The sequence below is a fragment of the Tissierellales bacterium genome, from assembly GCA_025210965.1.
Lineage (GTDB): Bacteria > Bacillota > Clostridia > Tissierellales > JAOAQY01 > JAOAQY01.
Map to the genome: position 1 here is coordinate 30,943 of JAOAQY010000215.1, position 18,722 is coordinate 49,664.

Sequence of the window (18,722 nt, forward strand, 5' to 3'; positions counted from 1 at the left end):
CTCTCTAGGCTTTTTCATCAACTAATATTCCCGCTAATTCCCACATTTTTGCAACCATATCCAATACCTTTTCAGATGGTATCTCACGAATAATTCTGTCTTCATCACCACTAGTATCAATTACTTTTACCATTATTTCATGTGTCTTTTCATGAATTCTATACTCTAATCTTCGGTCGTAAGTCTTGACGCTCTTATTTGCTGCTTCAATAGCATCAATTAAATCCTTCTCTTGCACATCTTTTTTCTTAACCTGTTCCTTTTGATGCGCTTTTATAGTTTCTCTTTGTTTCGACATTTTTTGATTATCCAATTTACTTGATTTGTATGCTGTAGTTTTCTGCTGCTGAGTTATTTGCGTTTTTTCCCCAATTTTTTCAATTCGCATACTTCTTACCTCCTTTATTTCGATGCCTCAGCCTTTTGTCCTCTCCTATCCTTCTCACTACTATTATCGGCATTTAATCAAATATACTTTACCCTTTGATTAAAATTGACATATGAGCTAAGCTATCTAAATCACTATCTTTCAGCAAATTTATCATCTCTTTTATAAAATCCGAATTATGATTTATTTCCCTTGCAAATGCTTGTATCGAAAACAATGCTAATTCGTCATCAAATTTTTTATTGAAGCCAGAAACTCCTACAGCATGTAACCTAAGCATCCCATATAGCATACAAATATGAAGGTATGAATCCCAAATATCTCCGCCAATGCTAAATGGCATCATTTCTTTGTAGTATTCATTTACTAAGTAATTTTCATAAACATATTCTTTATCTTCCAGGTATGGCTTTACATACCTATCTAGATTTTCTATATATTCTTCAAGTACATTTTCAATCTTTTCGCCTTCTCTATATCCTACCCCTTCAAAAGTTTCTTTCAATAGTTTTAAATATCTCTTGTTTCCAACACCTCTTAAAAATCTCTCTGAAACCATTTCTTGAGCCAATCTCATTTGTATTTGATAATTCACCTCGATTTCCTCAATATCTGCTCGCAAATCTCCAGATTCAATTACCATACTCATGTTTTCAAGTAACTGAGGTATCTCTTTAGTTCGCTTATCTGTTTCATATTTTTTTATTTGCTTTCTCACTATTCCCATCAAAATTAAACGTTCTTCTAAAGAATACGTTCTATTTTGAAGTAGCGACAAATCAAACATTCTTATATCCCAAAAATATCTCTGTGTTTTATTCATGTACAAATGTCCCTGTGTTTCTAGATGCCCTCTGACTATAATTTTTGTTTCTACATCTTCATTTATGTGTTCAAACACTACTCCATTTTCATCTAATAGTGCCATTCGGGCAATCTCTGGACATGATACGCTCGCACCTCGCTCATATTGTCCATCTACCATTCGTTCTAATCTTGGATATGTAGTACACACATCTGACAAATACTCTTCGCCTAATTCACTTTGTATCATGCACAAATTATCTCCATCTAAAAATGGACATCTACCTTTAGTATCCATATCAATTTTGCCAAATTTCTTATCAGTGTATTTCCCATGATATCTCTTAATTTTAGCTTCAAATAATTTTTTTAATGGTCCTGTCTTTATTTTTTTATATTTTTTATAAGTTTTTTTATCTAAGTCTACACGCCATCCTTCACAGCAGCTATCTTCGCAAGCAGAACCTATACACTTAAAGTTTTTTATGTAAGTTGGTTGTAAAATTCTTCTAGTATTCATATGCATTCTCCTCTTTATTTTATTTTAAAAAAAAGGATTGGAGAGCATTTCTCCAATCCTTTCTAGCTCTGTCACTACATAGCATACAATTATCTCAATAATTGTAATACCCCTTGTGGTGCCTGATTAGCTTGCGCTAACATAGCTTGTGCAGCTTGTTGCAAGATATTGTTCTTAGTAAACTGCATCATTTCTTTAGCCATATCAGTATCTCTAATTCTAGATTCTGAAGCTTGTAAATTTTCTGCAGATGTATCTAAGTTCTTGATTGTGTGCTCAAGTCTGTTTTGAGCAGCACCAAGTGCACTTCTTTGCTCTGATACACTCTTGATTGCTGTATCAAGTGTATCTAATGAATTTGATGCACCAGCTTGAGTACTAACATCTAAACCTGAAATACCTAAGTTTGCAGATCTCATGTCATCAATTCCAAATGTCATTGTTTGACCTCTGTTAGCACCAATTTGTAATGTCATTCCGCCATTACCTGCTGCTTCGGTTTGTGCTTGACTAAGTCCTAAATCAGCTGCTGCTGTAGAACCGTCACGATCCATAAATTCCACCGGACCACTTTCACTTTGGATGTTTAATCGGCCGTCATCCGTTACTGTTACAGTCACATCTCTGATAAATCCGTCTTCTCCATCAGATTTACCAGTTGTACCATTGTATGCTCCAATAGATGCATTGATTTGAGTCTGTAATTGAGTTGCAACAGTACTCATTGTAGCTCCATTATTGATACCAGCACCAGTATCTAATTCCATTAATATACCATTTACTTTCATATCAATTTTAGAGTTTCCACCAATATTAGAGCCATTGTAAGTTGCTGTACCTACATTCTTAGCTGCTGAAACAGCTCCATCAGTTTGAGATAAAAGTTTACCAGCTATAGACGTACCCGCTGCTACAGCACTAACTGTTACTTCTGATTTAACTCCCTTAGTTCCACTTTCAAGAACAAGTTTGTTAGCTCCATCTAAGTAACCAGATACGTGAGCTACATTTTTACCTGAATTGTCGATAGCTGTATTGATAGCGCCAACAATTTTGTCTGATATACTGCTAAGCGTTGCATCAGTTGCTGCTGATAAGTTTGAGTTCAATAAGTTACGGTCATCAGTTGTAAGTAGTGTATCCCAGTTTACTTCAATTCTTTGACCATCAATTGTCAATTCATCCTTACCAAATGTCAAATTTGCACCTGACCAATCACCTTTAAGAGCATTTGCACCTGTCATCTTTCCAGCTGTAAGCTTAGAAATAGCTGCTCCAACAGTTGAATCTGCTCCAATAGCCGATCCGCCAGCTGCTTTCAAACTACCATTTAAAAGTTTCATTGTGTTGAATTCTGTAGTATTACCAATTCTGTCAACTTCTTCTTTCAATTGAGTAATCTCATCTTGAATCGCTCCACGATCCTCATTAGTGTTAGTACCATTGGCTGATTGATCCGCCAATTCTCTCATTCTTTGTAGGATAGCGTGTGTTTCATTAAGAGCACCCTCTGCAGTTTGGATTAATGAAATACCATCTTGAGCATTCTTAGAAGCCATTTTAAGACCTCTGATCTGTCCTCTCATTTTCTCAGAAATTGATAGACCAGCTGCATCGTCTCCAGCTCTGTTGATTCTGTAACCTGAAGATAATTTCTCCATCGACTTAGCACCAGAAGTGTTAGTCATACCCAATTGACGATTGGCATTCATTGCATTAATATTGTGATTAATAATCATAACATTCCCTCCTTGGAATTATATTTTTTTTCGAAAGCATCCATGCTTTCGAGTTTAACGATTTAAAATTATAATTTTAAATAACAACAAAACAAGTGCCTGTCGGCCGTTCAGGGTCTTCGTTTTGTTATTCACTATAGTTATCGACCAAAACATCTTAGAGCTTTAGTAAAAAATATAAAATTACACTTTGTAAATTTATGCTATTCAGATATTTCAATCTATTTATTAAATACTTTTTTAACTGACTTCAAATCCACATTCTTTTTACTCATGGCTGCTCTATTTTCTTCTTGTATCTCTTCAAATATTTCTTTTCTGTGAATTTCAATATCTTTTGGAGCCTTTATCCCTAGCTTCACTTTGCCATCTTCAATCTCTGAAACTACAATCTCTATATCCTTGCCAATCATTATGCTCTCGTTCTTTTTTCTAGACAGTACTAGCATTTCGATCTTCCTTTCTAGTATCTGCTATCACTCTATGCTTTGTATGATAGCGTTTGTCTTCTAATACTACTTGTTTTCCAAGTTTTTTCTTAAAATTTATAACTATTGGCCCTGCGAGATTGGCTGTCATTTCATTGACATTTTCCGGGATAACTAAGAGAGTATATATGGCAACATCCTCTTCGCTTTCAATTTCTAATTTCTCTATCACCTGATCACTAAGTTCAACCTCATAATCTGGTTTAAATAGAAATGGATCAATCATAATAAATGATATATCCCCTTCGTCTACTGATTGTAACCATTTAAATGGCAATTCTTCTTCTTGGCTATCGATTATGACAAATTTTCTTAAATTTTCAAACGCCAATATGCCTTCTGAAAACTCTAATATAGCTTCTTCATCTATTTTTATTTCTCCAAAATAACTTGTATCAAGCTTCAATAAATGCACCCCCACTTATGTGATTAAACTCCTTATTTTCATTATACCACAAATAATCCTTTTCTATCTCAAGAAGTCAAGCAATGTAGGTTGTATGATTTTGGCTCCTGCAGCTAATGAAGAATTGTATATATTTTCCTCTATTTTGAGTTGAGTATAAACCTGAGCCATATTAGCATCTTCATTGTTACTTAAAAGTTCTGTAAAGTTTATATTTTCATCACCCATACGATTATCAGTAAGTTCTAATCGTTTAACTTTTGCTCCAATTTCCGCTTTATTTTGCAATATATTTTCTTGAATACCATCAAATCTCTCTATTGTTTTCTGAATGATTTCAGCATCACCAGTCTTAAGTGCATCAGTAAATTCATCAACTACAGCTAACATATAACTCTTGTCAGCATAATCATCACTAGAGCGTTTTCCATTCTCATCATTTACTACCTCGTATCCGTTAACTTGATTTTGATGGTAATTTGGATTATCTATAAGCTTTCCGTTAGAATCAAATTCTGCTTTTCCAAAAATCCTTATTCCAACTGTATTTACTGTTATATCGTCAGACACTCCCAAATTATAATCTGAAACCTCACTTTGTTTAAGCGGATATCTTCCATCTTCTAGGCCTAATTTATCTAAACTACCTGCGCTAGGTGTTTCTATTAACAGACTATCTTCATTGCCAGATGGTCTCGTAAATACAAGCTGACCTTTTGTACCGCTTTGATTTACTATATCTGCAGTTATTCCAGTCGTTCCAGCAGATAATTGTGAATTTATTGCCGTTTTAAGTGCATTCAAATCAGAATAATTTTGATTCAAATTTATATTTGTAGAAGTTTCTCCAAGTTTTATATCAAAATTTAGCGGTTCCGAAGCAAAATTCAATTGTCCACCGTCAATTTCACTACCTCTAATTTCTGAGATCTGAGTATTTTCATAATCTGTAAGTTTATACTTACCACTATCATCTAAAAGTGGCACATCTGTTTTAAATCCTGAAAACAAATATCTTCCAGCATAAGTAGCATTGCCAGTTTGAACCAATTGCTCTCTCTTTTGCTCAACTTCAGCAGCAAATGCCTTTAGTTCATCATCTGTATTTGTTTGATTAGATGCGCTCACTGCAATATCTCGCATCCTCTTTACTAAATCATTTACCTCTGTCAATGAATCTTCTGTCATCTCCATCCACGACTGAGCATCTTTTAAATTTCTTTGATATTGTTTCAGTTTCCCCAAATCAGTATGAAATCTCATACTCTTTGTAACACCAATTGGGTCATCTGAAGGTCTAGAAAACTTCTTTCCAGAAGAAAACTGCCTATTAATATTATTCATTCTCTCAAGATTGTTATACATATTGTTCATTACATTGCTAATAAGCATGTTGTTAGTTATTCTCATATATTACACCACCTATCTACCCATTGTTCCAAGTTGATTTACAACTATATTGTAAACTTCATCTAACGCACGAATCATTCTAGCATTTGCATTGTACGCATGCTGGAATTTAACCATATTTGCAGTTTCTTCATCTTTTGATACTCCTGAGTCACTCATTCTTCTCTCTTTTACATTTTTCATAATTGTGCCCTCATTAGACTCCATTCTCTCGGCCTGCTGAGCGTCAACGGCGAGAGTAGATACTATAGATTTTAAAAATTCATCAGGTGTTCCCTGAGCAGTAGGTGTATCAAAGAATTTCTTATCATTTCTCAAATCCAAAAGATTCTTCAAGTTTTTATTATTTTCTGGTCCATCATCTGCCGTAGCTGTTGCTAGAGTATTTAAATCATTTTTCAAATCGCCAGAAATATCTATATTGTCTGCTCTAACATTTTCTCTCATGTATTTCTCAAATGCCTTGTAATCAGCAGATTCTTCATTCGTAAGATCTAAATCTTTTATTGCTTTTCCATTTATTTTAATCTTATCAGTATTTTCTCCAAATGCAGTCATAAATAATTTGCCAGATTCTCCATCGCCACCCACGCCGGTCGCATGTACCTTATTCATTTGTATAGCAAACGTTGATGCAAACTCATTTAATCTATTTACATAGTACGGAATGCCTCTATATTCGTTATTTTCACCTGAACCTTCTCCATCCAATGAGCCATCGCCTCTAAAATCCAAAAGGCCTTTTATTTCTCCATCAGTAAGTTTGAGTTCTAGCCCACTGCTTTCCCAATATATTTTGCTAAGTTTTTCTTCTGGATTTTGGGCATTGTCCATTTCCTTAACCAAAAGTTTATTAGAATTTTCATGGTCCACAAGTGTCATTCCACCAACACTGACATTGACTTTCCCCTCATATTCAGTAACATCTATATTTACTATTTTAGACAGATCATCTAACAAACCATCTCTTTTGTCTCTTAAATCATTTGCATAGCTTCCATCTAATTCCATAAGCTCAATTTGCTTATTAACCTCTGCTATTTGCGACCCATAATCATTGACTTGAGTCACTTTAGTTCTGACTTGAAAATCAGCTTCACTTTGTAAGTTATACAGTTTTTTTGCTAATTCATTTAGCTGCCCTGTAAATGTTTTAGCCGATTCTCTTACTAAGGATTTACTCGCATAATCCGATGGATTATTGTTAAGCTGTTCTATAGCCTTATATAAATCATCCGTCGCCTTTCTCATACTGCTATCTGTAGGTTCATTAAATGCATTTTCTATATCTTTTAACCTATTCATTCTGATTTCCCAATCGCCGTGCTTTCCGCTTTCATCCCAAAATTTATTATTTATATAGTCATCTCGCACTCGTTTTACATCTGTAATCTGTGTTCCTGTACCAAGCATTCCCACACCGTATACTCTCTGTGCCTGCGTTGCAGACTGAGTAATTACCTGCCTTGAAAAATCTTTATTATTAATATTTGCTATATTGTGTCCAGTTACATACAAACTCCTCTTACTTGTAAATAATCCTGAAACAACCGTATTAAATCCATCCCAAGCCATAGTCTCACTTCCCTCTATTCAAATTACTAAATCGCACATAAACTCTTCAAGGTTAATATCGACAAAAAGCTCTCAAATCTTGAGAGATAAAAACCATTAACATAATAACGAAAACAAAAGCCTAGTTCAAATATTACTTTGCTTGAAAAATAATATTTCGAACTAGGCTCTTTCATTTAATTTAAATCTATATTCTAAACTTTCTTATATCATTTTTCAGATTAACTGCTCTCTCATTTAATTCCTCAGCCGATCTTGCTACCATTTCAACCGCTGCCGTCTGTTGCTGCATACTAGCACTTACTTCTTCACTAGCAGCTGCTGTTTCTTCTGATACTGACGATATATTTGTTATAGCTGTAACTATATTGTTTTTGTCATTAATCATATCTCTAAGCTGTCTATCTATCGTTTCAATAGCAACTGCAATTCCTTCTATGGCCTGTGAAACATTATCAAATGATTCATCAACTGCCTTCACCGCTGTATTTTGCTTTTCTGTGTTGATTTTCAAATCTTCTACTATGTTAACTGTATGGTGAGTTTGACCTTGTATCATTCTTACAATTTCTGCTATTTTTTCAGCAGATGAAGATGATTCTTCAGCAAGTTTTCTTATCTCATCTGCTACTACTGAAAATCCTCTACCATGTTCTCCTGCTCTAGCTGCCTCTATTGAAGCATTAAGTGCCAGAAGATTAGTTTGCTCTGCTATTGATGTTATAGTTGTAAGTATATTTTCTATATCTTTAGATTTTTCCTCTAAATCATAAATGGCAGTAACAACCTCTCCTGTTGATGACATATTTTCAACAGATTTAGTTCTAAGGTCCACAACTACTTGTGTACTATTCACATTTATTTCTTTTATATCTGCTGATTTTTGGTAGATATTTTGTGTACTCTCTTCAAGCTCTCTCACTCCTGAATCTAACTTCGATGTAAGCATCGCTGCAGCTTCTGCATCTTGAGCTTGCTCACTAGCACCTTTAGCTATTTCTTCAACAGTTCTTGAAACCTCGTCTGCCGAAGCACTAACTTCTTCACTTGATGCAGCCAATGACTCTGCTGACTCTCCTACCGAATCTGTCATTTTAGATGCATTCTCTATGAGCTCTCTTACATTAGATGTCATATCATTGAATCTTCTTGCAAGTTCTCCAATCTCATCTTTTGATCTCACATTACAGACCACAGTCATGTCTCCCGATTGAACTTTAGCCATATCTTCAACTACTCTATATATAGGCTTAGTAAGCGATCTTGCAAACACGAATGCTCCAATAAATGCAATCAATATAGCCGCAAAACCAATCATGAATGTATTTCCAATCAATACACTCGCTTGATCATAGGCCTCTGATTCCAACATCGAAACCATAAGGTACCAATTAAGTCCCTCAACTTTTCTAATCACTGCATATTTTTTTACTACCACTCCATCTGCATTTGGATAAGTATAGTTTACAATTCCCTCTTCTCCGCTAAGTATCTGATCTTCAATTGCCTTTACCGGTACCTTATTTCCCACTTGTTTTGGGTCCTTATGAGTAATACAATTTGCCTCTGCCGTCAAAAGTGCAACTGCTCCAGTTTCTCCTACCTTTATCTCTGACATGTCTTTAGAAAGTCTTTCAAGATCCATACTCATTGCCACCACACCAATGATTTTACCACTAGCATCTTTTACGACTTTACTTCCAGAGACACTCGGTTTTCCTGTGGTTGCAGACTCATAAACCTTAGTCCAATTCTCTGCCCCAGTCTTCATTGCACCAGTATACCATTCTCTCACTCTAGGGTCGTATCCCTCTTCAAAATCATTCTCAGGATAGATATACATCCCACCATCGGGAGTACCTATATATGATTGGTACACTGTCTCATACACGTCAGTATAATTTTTAAGTAAATTTCTATGCCAAGTTGTATATCCCGTTTCTTCGAAAGTCTTGAAATTATCATTTAATGCCAATTGCTTCAATCCATCCATGTAACCCTGGTATTCATTTTGAATAGATCTAGCTATTTCCTCTCCAATCGCACCACTTGATGTCTTGAAATTTTCCATAACTAGCTGACTTGAAATATAATACGATGCTCCCCCAACAGCCATAACCGCTAATACTACAATCGCTGTAACTACTCCTAATAATTTTGTTCTGATATTCAGTTTCATAAATCTCCTCCTATTGTCTTCTTATCTACCTAACTATATAACGTCATCTTATCGCTATTCATTAATAGTTTTTAGATAAAATATATGAACAAAATGAAAATAATTCGTTATTTACGTAATTGATTATATAAAAAAACCTGAATTTCAGCAAAATCGCTAAAATTCAGGTTTATTCATCACTCTCTTTTCACAAATCACTTCACTTGCTTTACTTCTAGTCTTACTGATTTTCATCTATGACTTATCTATATTCCCACTCTTCCAGTTCCATTTATAAGTTTATCTATCATCTGGTCTATGACGTTTATCATTCTACTATTTGCAGAAAATGCATATTGATATTTCATCATAAGCGTCATCTCCTCATCCATAGAAACACCAGATATTTGCTGCCTTTTATTTTCAACTTCATTCTTGAGCGTGTCAAAATTATCTTTCATTCCTTTTGAATGATTTGCACTTACTGCTAATTCAGATGTGATACTTCTATAGTATTTATCAGGAGTTTTACTTCCAAATAATCTCTTTTCTCTCAATTTATTGATCTCTTCAGCAATCTTACCATTTCCTCGTTCTTCCGTTTTATCTGCTGCTGCAAAATAATTAAGACCCTTTTCTTCATCAAATATAGGATTTAATTTTATATTGCCAGCCTGAAGTGGAAGTGCTGGATTTTCTCTTACAAAAAGAGGTTCTCCTTTATTTCCCTCTAAGTCGTATCCTTTTTCATGAATTCTATTTATATTTCTAACCAATCCATTTATAAAGGCATTCAATTTTTGCTTGATATCCGGAATAACCTCTGCAAACTCACCTACATCTCCCATTTCTTCTGATGCAGTAGAATTCGTCTCAAATGCCAAATTCTTAAGATAATTAGGTTCATCGATTTTTGTTATATCGTGAAGTGTTCCACCAGTAGCCTCTGTTATATCAGCTAAGTTCTTATCGTTTATGTCTCCGATTATAGAGATTGAAACGCCTCTATCCTTTAATTCTGCTAGTAAATCCGCCCTCATAGTCGCCGAACCACTTATATCAATAGTAGAATTAGTCATCAATATTATTTTTTGATGACCATCTTTATTTTCAAAGTCTCCGCCTGAATCAACATAGTCAATCAAATCGTATATATTAGAAAATGTCTTAGCATTGTCCTCACTTATTTCGGGATTTAGCTCATAATCTTCCAGTTCTGCTTTCATAGAATTCTTAAATTCACTTAACTTGGAATTTTGGCTTGCATTTAACGTTCCTGAATTACTCACAAAATGAACATCTACATCCAAATTTACTGCACCGTTTCCCTTTCCAACAATTCTAGAATCTACATCACCTCTAGCATCTATAAGCCCTCTAAGCGCTCCCGCTTTTTCAGTTGACACATCCAAATCTACAAGTTCATTATCAAATATACTCTCAAACTCATCCCAGTAAACATCAACATAAGAGCTTTTTCTAGGAATAGTCATCATCTTTGTCGTAAATATACTTTGAACTAGATGTTTTCCGCCAACTGTTATATTTATAGAACCATCAGATCTTTCCAGTGTATCAATTGGCAGTAATCCAGATAATTCATCTATGAGAACATTTCTTCTATCTCTAAGATCATTAGCTCCACCAAATACCCCTTCATTGTGTATTATTTCCTTATTGATATGAGCTATCTCCTCAGCTATTTCATTTACTCGGTTGACCATTTGCTCTATATTTTTATTTAAATTTCGCTGCAAATCATCTAATTGATCGCTTATGTGGTTGACTGTATCAATCATAGCCTGACTGCTCTGTTTCAAAAGCGCTCTATTAGTTAAATCTTCTGGATTCTTCGCAACCTCATCCCACTTGTTCCAAAACTCGGATACTACCTTTTGTATTCCACTATCGTCAAGATCGTTAAATATCTCCTCTACTTGTTCAAACACCTCAGCTCTGGCATCATAATAAGCAGACTGCCTATTCTGCTCTCTATATCTCATATCTAAAAAGCGATCTCTTATCTGTCTTATCTCTTGGACATTAACACCGGTACCTACGCTTCCTGCCGGAATATCATCATATCTATTAGTCGAATGATTTACTTGCTGCCTAGTATATCCCTTAGTATTCATATTAGAAACATTATGTCCAACTGTATCAAGGGCTTTTTTATTTGCAAATAAACCTGACACAGCCGTAGACAAACCAAAAAATGAAGAGCCCATATCGCCACCTCCTCTTTACTATTCACTATAGTTATCGGTTTATTTTGAGAATATCTTGATAATAAAATATTTTCCACAAAAAAGAACTATCCTTTTCTGGATAGTTCCAAATTATACTACTAAATTTTAACATCAAATAAACTCTTAGATGGTTTAACCTGTCCCGGATCCTCTGCTGTCTGCTTGTAATTATCACTCTGCCCAACACTTGTAAGTAAATCCAAATTCAAATTCACAAACTCAAGAGAATCTTCTATCAATACTTTATTCAAATCATTCCCATCATGAATACGATTGAGAGTTCTCAGCAAGTCCTCTCTAATCTCGACAAAAAATGACTTATCTTTATCTTCTAAATGATCAATTAGTTCTCTCATTCCAAAGTCTTTAAGACCTATTCGTTTCCCCATTTGATCAACTAATTTTTCTCTAGACTCCTCTAGTTTACCAATCTTCATAATCAAACTCTGTTCCACTTGTGTCATCTTATCGAGTTCTTGTATTCTATTTTCTGTTATAACATCCTTTTTGGTCAACGTTATATCTAGTAATTTTTTGTACACCTCAAGCTCTTCTTGAAGTATAACTCTCAGTTGATCTAAAATCGCTCTCATCGCATTAGCCCCTATCTTCTTCTAGCTTCCGCCATCATTTTTGCTGCGATTTTCTTTGCATCAACTTTATACTCTCCAGACTCCACCTGCGTCTTGATAGCATCAACTTTTTCTTGTCTGATTTCAGGAACATCCTTAGCTGCATTTAATACAGTTTGAAAATCCTGAGCTGCATCAGATAATTTTAATTCGTCTCTCTTACCCACTTCTGTCTTAGACGATGTTTTTTTGGCTTTGATGTTTTGCTTGTTATAAACGCTCATCATTCTTTGTATATTTGCGCTATTATTTATCTTCATAAAAACACCTCATTCCCTTTCCATTGGCTTCTACTATACTATCGACAGAATACGAGTAATGCTTTAGTATATTTATGATATTTTTTTATTTTTTTCTATGCTGAGTTCTCATAAGTTCTGCTACACTCTTCTGCTTACTTTGAGTTGGTTTCTTTATGGTTGATTTTATACTATTAGCTGCTCCAGATAAGGTATCATGCATATCTTTTATGCACTTCTCGCAATAACGACCACTAGCAATAGGCACACCACAGCGCTCACATTCAAGTATCATATTGCCGTCACCTTTTACTTCCAATTTTCCCTGTCTCAAATACTCTATTATTTTGGCAACAGGTACCTCTGTTTCCTCTGAAACTTCTTGGGTACTAGAGCCTGGATTTTTATATAAATAATCCTTTACTTTTTGAAAATTATCAGCCTCTTCTCTCCTACACTTAGGACACACCTTTGATCCATCGTAATTAAAAATCTTTCCACACTGCTTACAATTAACTATCTTGTTCATAGTATTTCCTCCTCGCTAGACGTTCCTCCCCGTTGCAAGGGTTGCAACGTATACTTCTGTTGCTCCCGCTTCTAGTAAGGTCTTAGCAGCCGCATCTGCAGTGCTCCCAGTTGTCAATATATCATCAATTAGCAGGACCTTCTTATTTTCATAATACCCTATTTTTGAGACTTCAAAAACTCTTTTGATGTTTTTCTCCCTCTCAAGCCTATTCAGATGACTTTGAATTGAAGTCTCTTTTGTCTTTATGAAAAACTCTGTCTCATATGATATATCGGTATTTTCAGAAATAAATTTAGCGATAAGTTCAGTTTGATTAAATCCTCTTATAACTTTTTTTCTAAAAGTCATAGGTACACTTGCTATACAATCAACTTCGCACAAAAAATCTTTATTCTCATCTTTTCTGAGATGTTCTAATAAAATATGTCCTAATAATGTATAATAATAGCTTTTATCGTGAAATTTGTAATCCCTTATCATTTGCTTCACTTCACCATTGTAGATTAAAGGTGCTGTAGCTTTCTTGAAGAATCTTACACTTTGAGCACAAGTTTTACATCTTACCGCAGTTTCTTCCACAAGTGATTTTCCACAAACCTCACAAGTATTTCCGTCATTTTTGCAAAGTTTACTATAGCACGTATTGCAAATATGCCAATCATTTACATGTGCAAATCTTTCACCGCAGATATAGCAAATATTTTGTTCTGGAAAAATTAAATTTTCAACACTTTTAATTAGATTCACCCTTATCATCTCTTTCAAAGTACAGTTCTCTAACTTTATTAAGCCTATCTCCAAGACCTGAATATCTCTGCTCTATTTGAGTATTTTGTATCATTTGATGCATATAGTTTTCTGTTCCTACTAGCACCACAAGCTCCCTTGCTCTAGTAATACCAGTATATAATAAATTCCTAGTAAGCAGCATAGGCGGCCCCCACGTCATAGGCATAACTACAACTGGGAATTCACTACCTTGACTTTTGTGAATAGTAACTGCATATGCAAGCATCAATTCATCCGAAGCTTGAAGCCCTTCATAATTCACAAATTTATGATCTTCAAATTCTACAACCAGCGTCCTCTCTTCGATGTTAATCTCTCGAATATAACCTATATCGCCATTAAAAACGCCTTCCCCCTCTTCAGTTTTTACACCATTCTCTATCTGTTGCCATTTCATCTTATAATTATTTTTGATTTGCATGACTTTATCGCCAATTCTATAGCTAAATTTTTGAAGATCTAGCTCTCTAACCGCATCTTTAAGAGGGTTTAGTCGCTCCTGAAGTTTTTTATTAAGTGCAATTACACCACATTCTCCTTTTTTCATAGGAGCTAGTACTTGTATATCTTTCTTAGGATCGTATCCATTGAATTTCGGCAATCTCTCAGCACAAAGTCCTAGTATAGTTTCAGCTATATCATCAGGTTTCTTCCCTTTTATGAAAAAGAAATCTTTATCTTTTACGTTTAATTCAGGCCAATCACCTTTATTTATCTTATGAGCATTTACTACTATCATACTTTCTTGAGCTTGTCTAAATATCTCATCAAGAACTATAACCGGAACTAGCTTGCTTCCAATTATGTCTCTTAGAACATTTCCAGGCCCTACAGAAGGCAATTGATCTACATCTCCAACCAAAAGTACTCTAGTTCCTTTTTTTATAGCCTGAAGCAAATACAGCATAAGTGTTATGTCCACCATTGACACTTCATCTATTATAATTACATCTGCCTCTAGTGGTTCCTCCTCATTTTTACTAAAACTCATAAGTGCTTCTTCTTCTGAAAAACTATATTCTAACAATCTATGTATAGTCTTTGCCTCATGACCTGTTGCCTCTGACATACGCTTTGCAGCTCGTCCTGTTGGCGCCGCTAAAAGAACCTTTTGACTAAGTCCTTCAAATATATCTATTATGCTATTTATGGTAGTTGTCTTTCCCGTTCCTGGTCCTCCTGTTATTACAAGGACTCCTTGTTTAACAGCCTCTTCTATAGCTTTTCTCTGCTGACTTCCATATTTTATATTGTGCCTATTTTCAAGACCATCTAATCTATCATTGACATCGATCTCAAGTTTTTCCATCTCCGCTATCATAAGCTCTACTAATTTAGATGCCACACCAGTCTCTGCATGATAAAGCCCCATCAAATACACTCCTGTATGCCCATTTAAATCTTCAATTTTAACTTGCTGCGCCATGGCCATATTTTTTATACACGTCTTTGCAAATTCTTCATCCACTCCTAAAAGCTCTCTAGTATGTCTTACGAGAACCTCTTCAGGTAAATATGAATACCCCTCATTCGCCTTTCGCAGCAACACAAATTTCACGCCAGCATAAACTCTAAATTCCGAGTCACTTCCTATCCCAAGTTTCTGAGCAATTTCATCTGCTTTTTTAAATCCAATTCCCTTTATATCATCTGCTAATCTGTATGGATTCTCCTTTATTTTTGCTATGGTCTCGTCTTCGTACGTTCTGTAAATCTTTACTGCAAAATGTGGACTTATTCCATATTCCTGCAAAAATAGCATCACATTTCGAATCTCCATCTGCTCTGCAAAAGCAGCTACTATTCCATCAGCTTTTTTCTCTCCGATTCCTTCAACTTCTATTATCCTTCTCGGTGTTTTCTGCAAAATATCAAGTGTCATTTCTCCAAAATAAGCCACTATTCGCTTGGCCATTTTAGGTCCTATACCTGGAATCAATCCACTAGATAGATAATTTTCTATACCCTGAAGTGAAGTTGGAATAGTAGAGCGATATGTACTTAATTTAAATTGCTTGCCAAACTTAGGGTGGTCAATCCACTCTCCCGTAAGTTCTAAGTGCTCACCTAATTGTGGATTTGGAATATTTCCAACTATGGTTATCACATCATCTTCTGTCTCTAATATCCCTACTAAATAGCCATTTTCAGCGTTTGTATATATCACATCTTCCAAACTTCCATTAATCACTTCCACCTAAAATCCCTCACTTTATATTCTTACATTCGATTCTTTAATTATAACACAAGAAAAGCTTCGAACGACAAAAGGCCTCAAATTTCATCTATGCTCTGATAAAATTTGAGACCTTTTATAATTTTTTTAGCTATCTATCTTCCGCTCTCTTTTTTCAAAAGTTCTGCCTTGTCAGTTCTTTCCCATGGCAAATCAATGTCTGTACGTCCAAAATGACCATACGCCGCTGTTTGCTTGTATATAGGTCTTCTAAGATCAAGATCTCTAATAATTGCAGCTGGGCGAAGATCAAAATGCTTTCTAACTAAATCTTCGATGTCTTGCTCATCTATCTTAGCTGTTCCAAATGTTTCAACCAATATAGAAACTGGATTTGCAACACCTATAGCATACGCAAGCTCAACTTCACATTGATCTGCAAGTCCTGCCGCTACTATATTCTTAGCAACATATCTAGCTGCATAAGCTGCCGATCTATCAACTTTTGTTGGATCCTTTCCTGAGAATGCTCCACCGCCGTGTCTAGCATATCCACCGTAAGTATCAACTATTATCTTTCTTCCAGTAAGACCTGCATCTCCTTGAGGTCCGCCAATTACAAATCTACCAGTAGGATTTACAAAAATCTTAGTATCTTCATCTATCAATCCTTCTGGAATTACAGGACGGATGACATGTTTGATTATATCTTCTCTAATCTGCTCTAATGAAACTTCTGCATCATGCTGAGTAGATATTACAACTGCATCAACTCTTGCTACCTTTCCGTCATGATACTCTACAGTTACCTGTGATTTACCATCAGGTCTCAAATATTTAAGCGTACCATTCTTTCTAACCTCTGACAATCTTCTAGTAAGCTTGTGTGCCAAACTTATAGGTAACGGCATAAGTTCTGGAGTTTCGTTGCACGCAAATCCGAACATCATTCCTTGATCTCCAGCACCAGTATCCAAATCGTCTTTCGCAGTTCCCTCTTTGTGCTCTAACGCTTTGTCAACACCCATAGCTATATCTGGTGATTGCTCATCTAGTGCTGTAAGTACTGCACAAGTGTCACAGTCAAATCCAAACTTAGCTCTAGTATATCCGATTTCTCTAACTGTTTCTCTTACTAATTTTTGAATATCAACATAAGTATTTGTAGATATTTCTCCAGCTACCAATACCAATCCTGTAGTAACACTAGTTTCGCAAGCAACTCTAGCGTTTGGATCCTTTGCAAAAATCGCATCCAAAACAGCATCTGATATCTGATCACAAATTTTATCTGGATGTCCCTCTGTTACTGATTCCGATGTAAAAAACTTTTTTCTCACTTTACTCACTTCTCATTCCTCCTTCATTTTTGCAAAATAAAGACAACATGCCTTTTCTGTTTTGTCCAATTTGAAGCTTCCCGTTCTCAAAGCATAAAAAAACCTCGTCAAAAGACGAGGATTGTAGACAATCAACCTCATCTTCCAGGACTCACACCTGTGGGATTTAGCACCACAAAAAGATCAAACTTTTCAGGTTGCCGGATATCATCGGGCCCATTCCCTCCATCACTCTTGATAAGGCATATTCACTATTATTTATTAAGCACTTAATTCTATCATGCCTTTATTTTCTTGTCAATCATTTTTCTTATCAACAATTCTTCTTGTCAAGCATTTTTAATGAAATCCAACGCCAAAACCAGAAAGTGTATATATGCATATGGCAGATACAATAGCTCCTAGTATCACTACTGGAAAAGAGTATTTATATCTTATATCCAAAAGACTCGCCGCTAGACATCCTGTATAAACTCCAGTGCCTGGAAGTGGTATTGCTACTACTAAAAACAAACCAAATAAACTGTATTTTAAATATTTTTCATTCTTCTTAAGTGTTCTTTGTTCTAGTTTTTCTAAAATATTTCTTATCCGATCATTTCTCTTTAAAATTTTAAATACCGGCCTTAAAAATAAAAGTAGTATAGGTATCATTGCTATATTTCCAATTAAACTCAATAAAAAACTTTCAAAAGCTGTATAACCTAATGCTATTCCCATAGGTATAGCACCTTTAACCTCAACTATTGGTGTCGCCCCTGCAATTATGACCCAAAGCCTAGCTATACGTGTCATTTGCATTCATCCTTTCAATAAATTATTTACTAATTGTCTTTGTATCTTTGCTAAAAAAATGATAGCATTCTTTTATTAAAAACTGATTAAGTTTTTTATTTAAATCAAATACTACATTCGAATGAAAAAAATATGTCAATCTTTAGTATTTAAGAGTAAAACAAAGAATTTTCGTGTATATACGAGAAAATAGGGGTATAGATTAAAATTATAGCTATTGCCTATTTTTTCAAAATCGTCTATACTAAGTCTCGTCGGTAAAGCTTATTTAAAGAATTCATATATCGGGGTATAGCGCAGTTTGGTAGCGCATCTGGTTTGGGACCAGAGGGTCGCGGGTTCAAATCCTGCTACCCCGACCATATAAAATTTCATTTCGGGGTATAGCGCAGTTTGGTAGCGCATCTGGTTTGGGACCAGAGGGTCGCGGGTTCAAATCCTGCTACCCCGACCATATAAAATTTCATTTCGGGGTATAGCGC

15 protein-coding genes, 2 tRNA genes, 2 pseudogenes and 1 riboswitch are annotated in these 18,722 nt (G+C 35.2%); of the genes and pseudogenes, 2 read left to right on the forward strand and 17 right to left on the reverse strand.

Annotation, left to right across the window (positions count from 1 at the left end; translation table 11 throughout):
- Window positions 1–4: 4 nt before the first annotated feature.
- The 17 genes and pseudogenes from N4A40_15710 to N4A40_15790 all read right to left on the reverse strand — a co-directional run bounded on the left by N4A40_15710 (window position 5) and on the right by N4A40_15790 (window position 18,240).
- Window positions 5–388, reverse strand: coding sequence for a flagellar protein FlaG (locus tag N4A40_15710; protein MCT4663303.1), 384 nt, complete (start codon window positions 386–388; stop codon window positions 5–7).
- Between the two features lie 88 nt (window positions 389–476).
- The gene (gene fliB / locus N4A40_15715; GenBank protein MCT4663304.1) at window positions 477–1,712 is read right to left on the reverse strand and encodes a flagellin lysine-N-methylase; all 1,236 of its coding nucleotides are present in this window, start codon (window positions 1,710–1,712) and stop codon (window positions 477–479) included.
- Between the two features lie 89 nt (window positions 1,713–1,801).
- A pseudogene (locus tag N4A40_15720) lies at window positions 1,802–2,179 on the reverse strand (flagellin).
- A gap of 849 nt (window positions 2,180–3,028) precedes the next feature.
- Window positions 3,029–3,451, reverse strand: a pseudogene (locus N4A40_15725) (flagellin).
- Window positions 3,452–3,672: 221 nt separating this feature from the next.
- Window positions 3,673–3,900, reverse strand: coding sequence for a carbon storage regulator CsrA (gene csrA, locus N4A40_15730; protein MCT4663305.1), 228 nt, complete (start codon window positions 3,898–3,900; stop codon window positions 3,673–3,675).
- On the reverse strand, window positions 3,884–4,345 hold the full coding sequence (gene fliW / locus N4A40_15735) for a flagellar assembly protein FliW (protein ID MCT4663306.1): 462 nt from the start codon (window positions 4,343–4,345) through the stop codon (window positions 3,884–3,886). The genes csrA and fliW overlap by 17 nt, the downstream gene beginning before the upstream one ends.
- 63 nt (window positions 4,346–4,408) lie before the next feature.
- On the reverse strand, window positions 4,409–5,755 hold the full coding sequence (gene flgL / locus N4A40_15740) for a flagellar hook-associated protein FlgL (GenBank protein MCT4663307.1): 1,347 nt from the start codon (window positions 5,753–5,755) through the stop codon (window positions 4,409–4,411).
- 12 nt (window positions 5,756–5,767) lie between these two features.
- Entirely contained in the window at window positions 5,768–7,330 is a 1,563-nt protein-coding gene (flgK, locus tag N4A40_15745) for a flagellar hook-associated protein FlgK (GenBank protein MCT4663308.1), read from the reverse strand.
- A 187-nt stretch (window positions 7,331–7,517) separates the two neighbouring features.
- Window positions 7,518–9,509, reverse strand: a complete 1,992-nt coding sequence (locus N4A40_15750; GenBank protein MCT4663309.1) for a methyl-accepting chemotaxis protein — start codon at window positions 9,507–9,509, stop codon at window positions 7,518–7,520.
- Between the two features lie 245 nt (window positions 9,510–9,754).
- The gene (gene flgK / locus N4A40_15755) at window positions 9,755–11,716 is read right to left on the reverse strand and encodes a flagellar hook-associated protein FlgK (protein ID MCT4663310.1); all 1,962 of its coding nucleotides are present in this window, start codon (window positions 11,714–11,716) and stop codon (window positions 9,755–9,757) included.
- Between the two features lie 119 nt (window positions 11,717–11,835).
- Window positions 11,836–12,330, reverse strand: a complete 495-nt coding sequence (locus tag N4A40_15760) for a flagellar protein FlgN (protein ID MCT4663311.1) — start codon at window positions 12,328–12,330, stop codon at window positions 11,836–11,838.
- Between the two features lie 11 nt (window positions 12,331–12,341).
- Window positions 12,342–12,629: a flagellar biosynthesis anti-sigma factor FlgM gene (gene flgM, locus N4A40_15765; GenBank protein MCT4663312.1), complete on the reverse strand. Its 288-nt coding sequence runs from the start codon at window positions 12,627–12,629 to the stop codon at window positions 12,342–12,344.
- Between the two features lie 85 nt (window positions 12,630–12,714).
- Window positions 12,715–13,137: a MerR family transcriptional regulator gene (locus N4A40_15770; protein MCT4663313.1), complete on the reverse strand. Its 423-nt coding sequence runs from the start codon at window positions 13,135–13,137 to the stop codon at window positions 12,715–12,717.
- A 15-nt stretch (window positions 13,138–13,152) separates the two neighbouring features.
- Entirely contained in the window at window positions 13,153–13,887 is a 735-nt protein-coding gene (locus tag N4A40_15775; protein MCT4663314.1) for a ComF family protein, read from the reverse strand.
- Window positions 13,874–16,126, reverse strand: a complete 2,253-nt coding sequence (locus N4A40_15780; GenBank protein ID MCT4663315.1) for an ATP-dependent RecD-like DNA helicase — start codon at window positions 16,124–16,126, stop codon at window positions 13,874–13,876. Before N4A40_15780 ends, N4A40_15775 begins: the two co-directional genes overlap by 14 nt.
- Window positions 16,127–16,260: 134 nt before the next feature.
- Window positions 16,261–17,445, reverse strand: a complete 1,185-nt coding sequence (gene metK / locus N4A40_15785) for a methionine adenosyltransferase (protein ID MCT4663316.1) — start codon at window positions 17,443–17,445, stop codon at window positions 16,261–16,263.
- A gap of 134 nt (window positions 17,446–17,579) precedes the next feature.
- Window positions 17,580–17,689, reverse strand: a riboswitch (SAM riboswitch).
- A 95-nt stretch (window positions 17,690–17,784) separates the two neighbouring features.
- Window positions 17,785–18,240, reverse strand: a complete 456-nt coding sequence (locus tag N4A40_15790) for a small multi-drug export protein (protein ID MCT4663317.1) — start codon at window positions 18,238–18,240, stop codon at window positions 17,785–17,787.
- Window positions 18,241–18,525: 285 nt separating this feature from the next.
- Here N4A40_15790 and N4A40_15795 point away from each other — a divergent pair.
- Together N4A40_15795 and N4A40_15800 are read left to right on the forward strand one after the other, a co-directional pair.
- Window positions 18,526–18,602: transfer RNA gene (locus tag N4A40_15795), tRNA-Pro, on the forward strand.
- A gap of 15 nt (window positions 18,603–18,617) precedes the next feature.
- A tRNA-Pro gene (locus N4A40_15800) sits at window positions 18,618–18,694 on the forward strand.
- The last annotated feature ends 28 nt before the right edge of the window (window positions 18,695–18,722 follow it).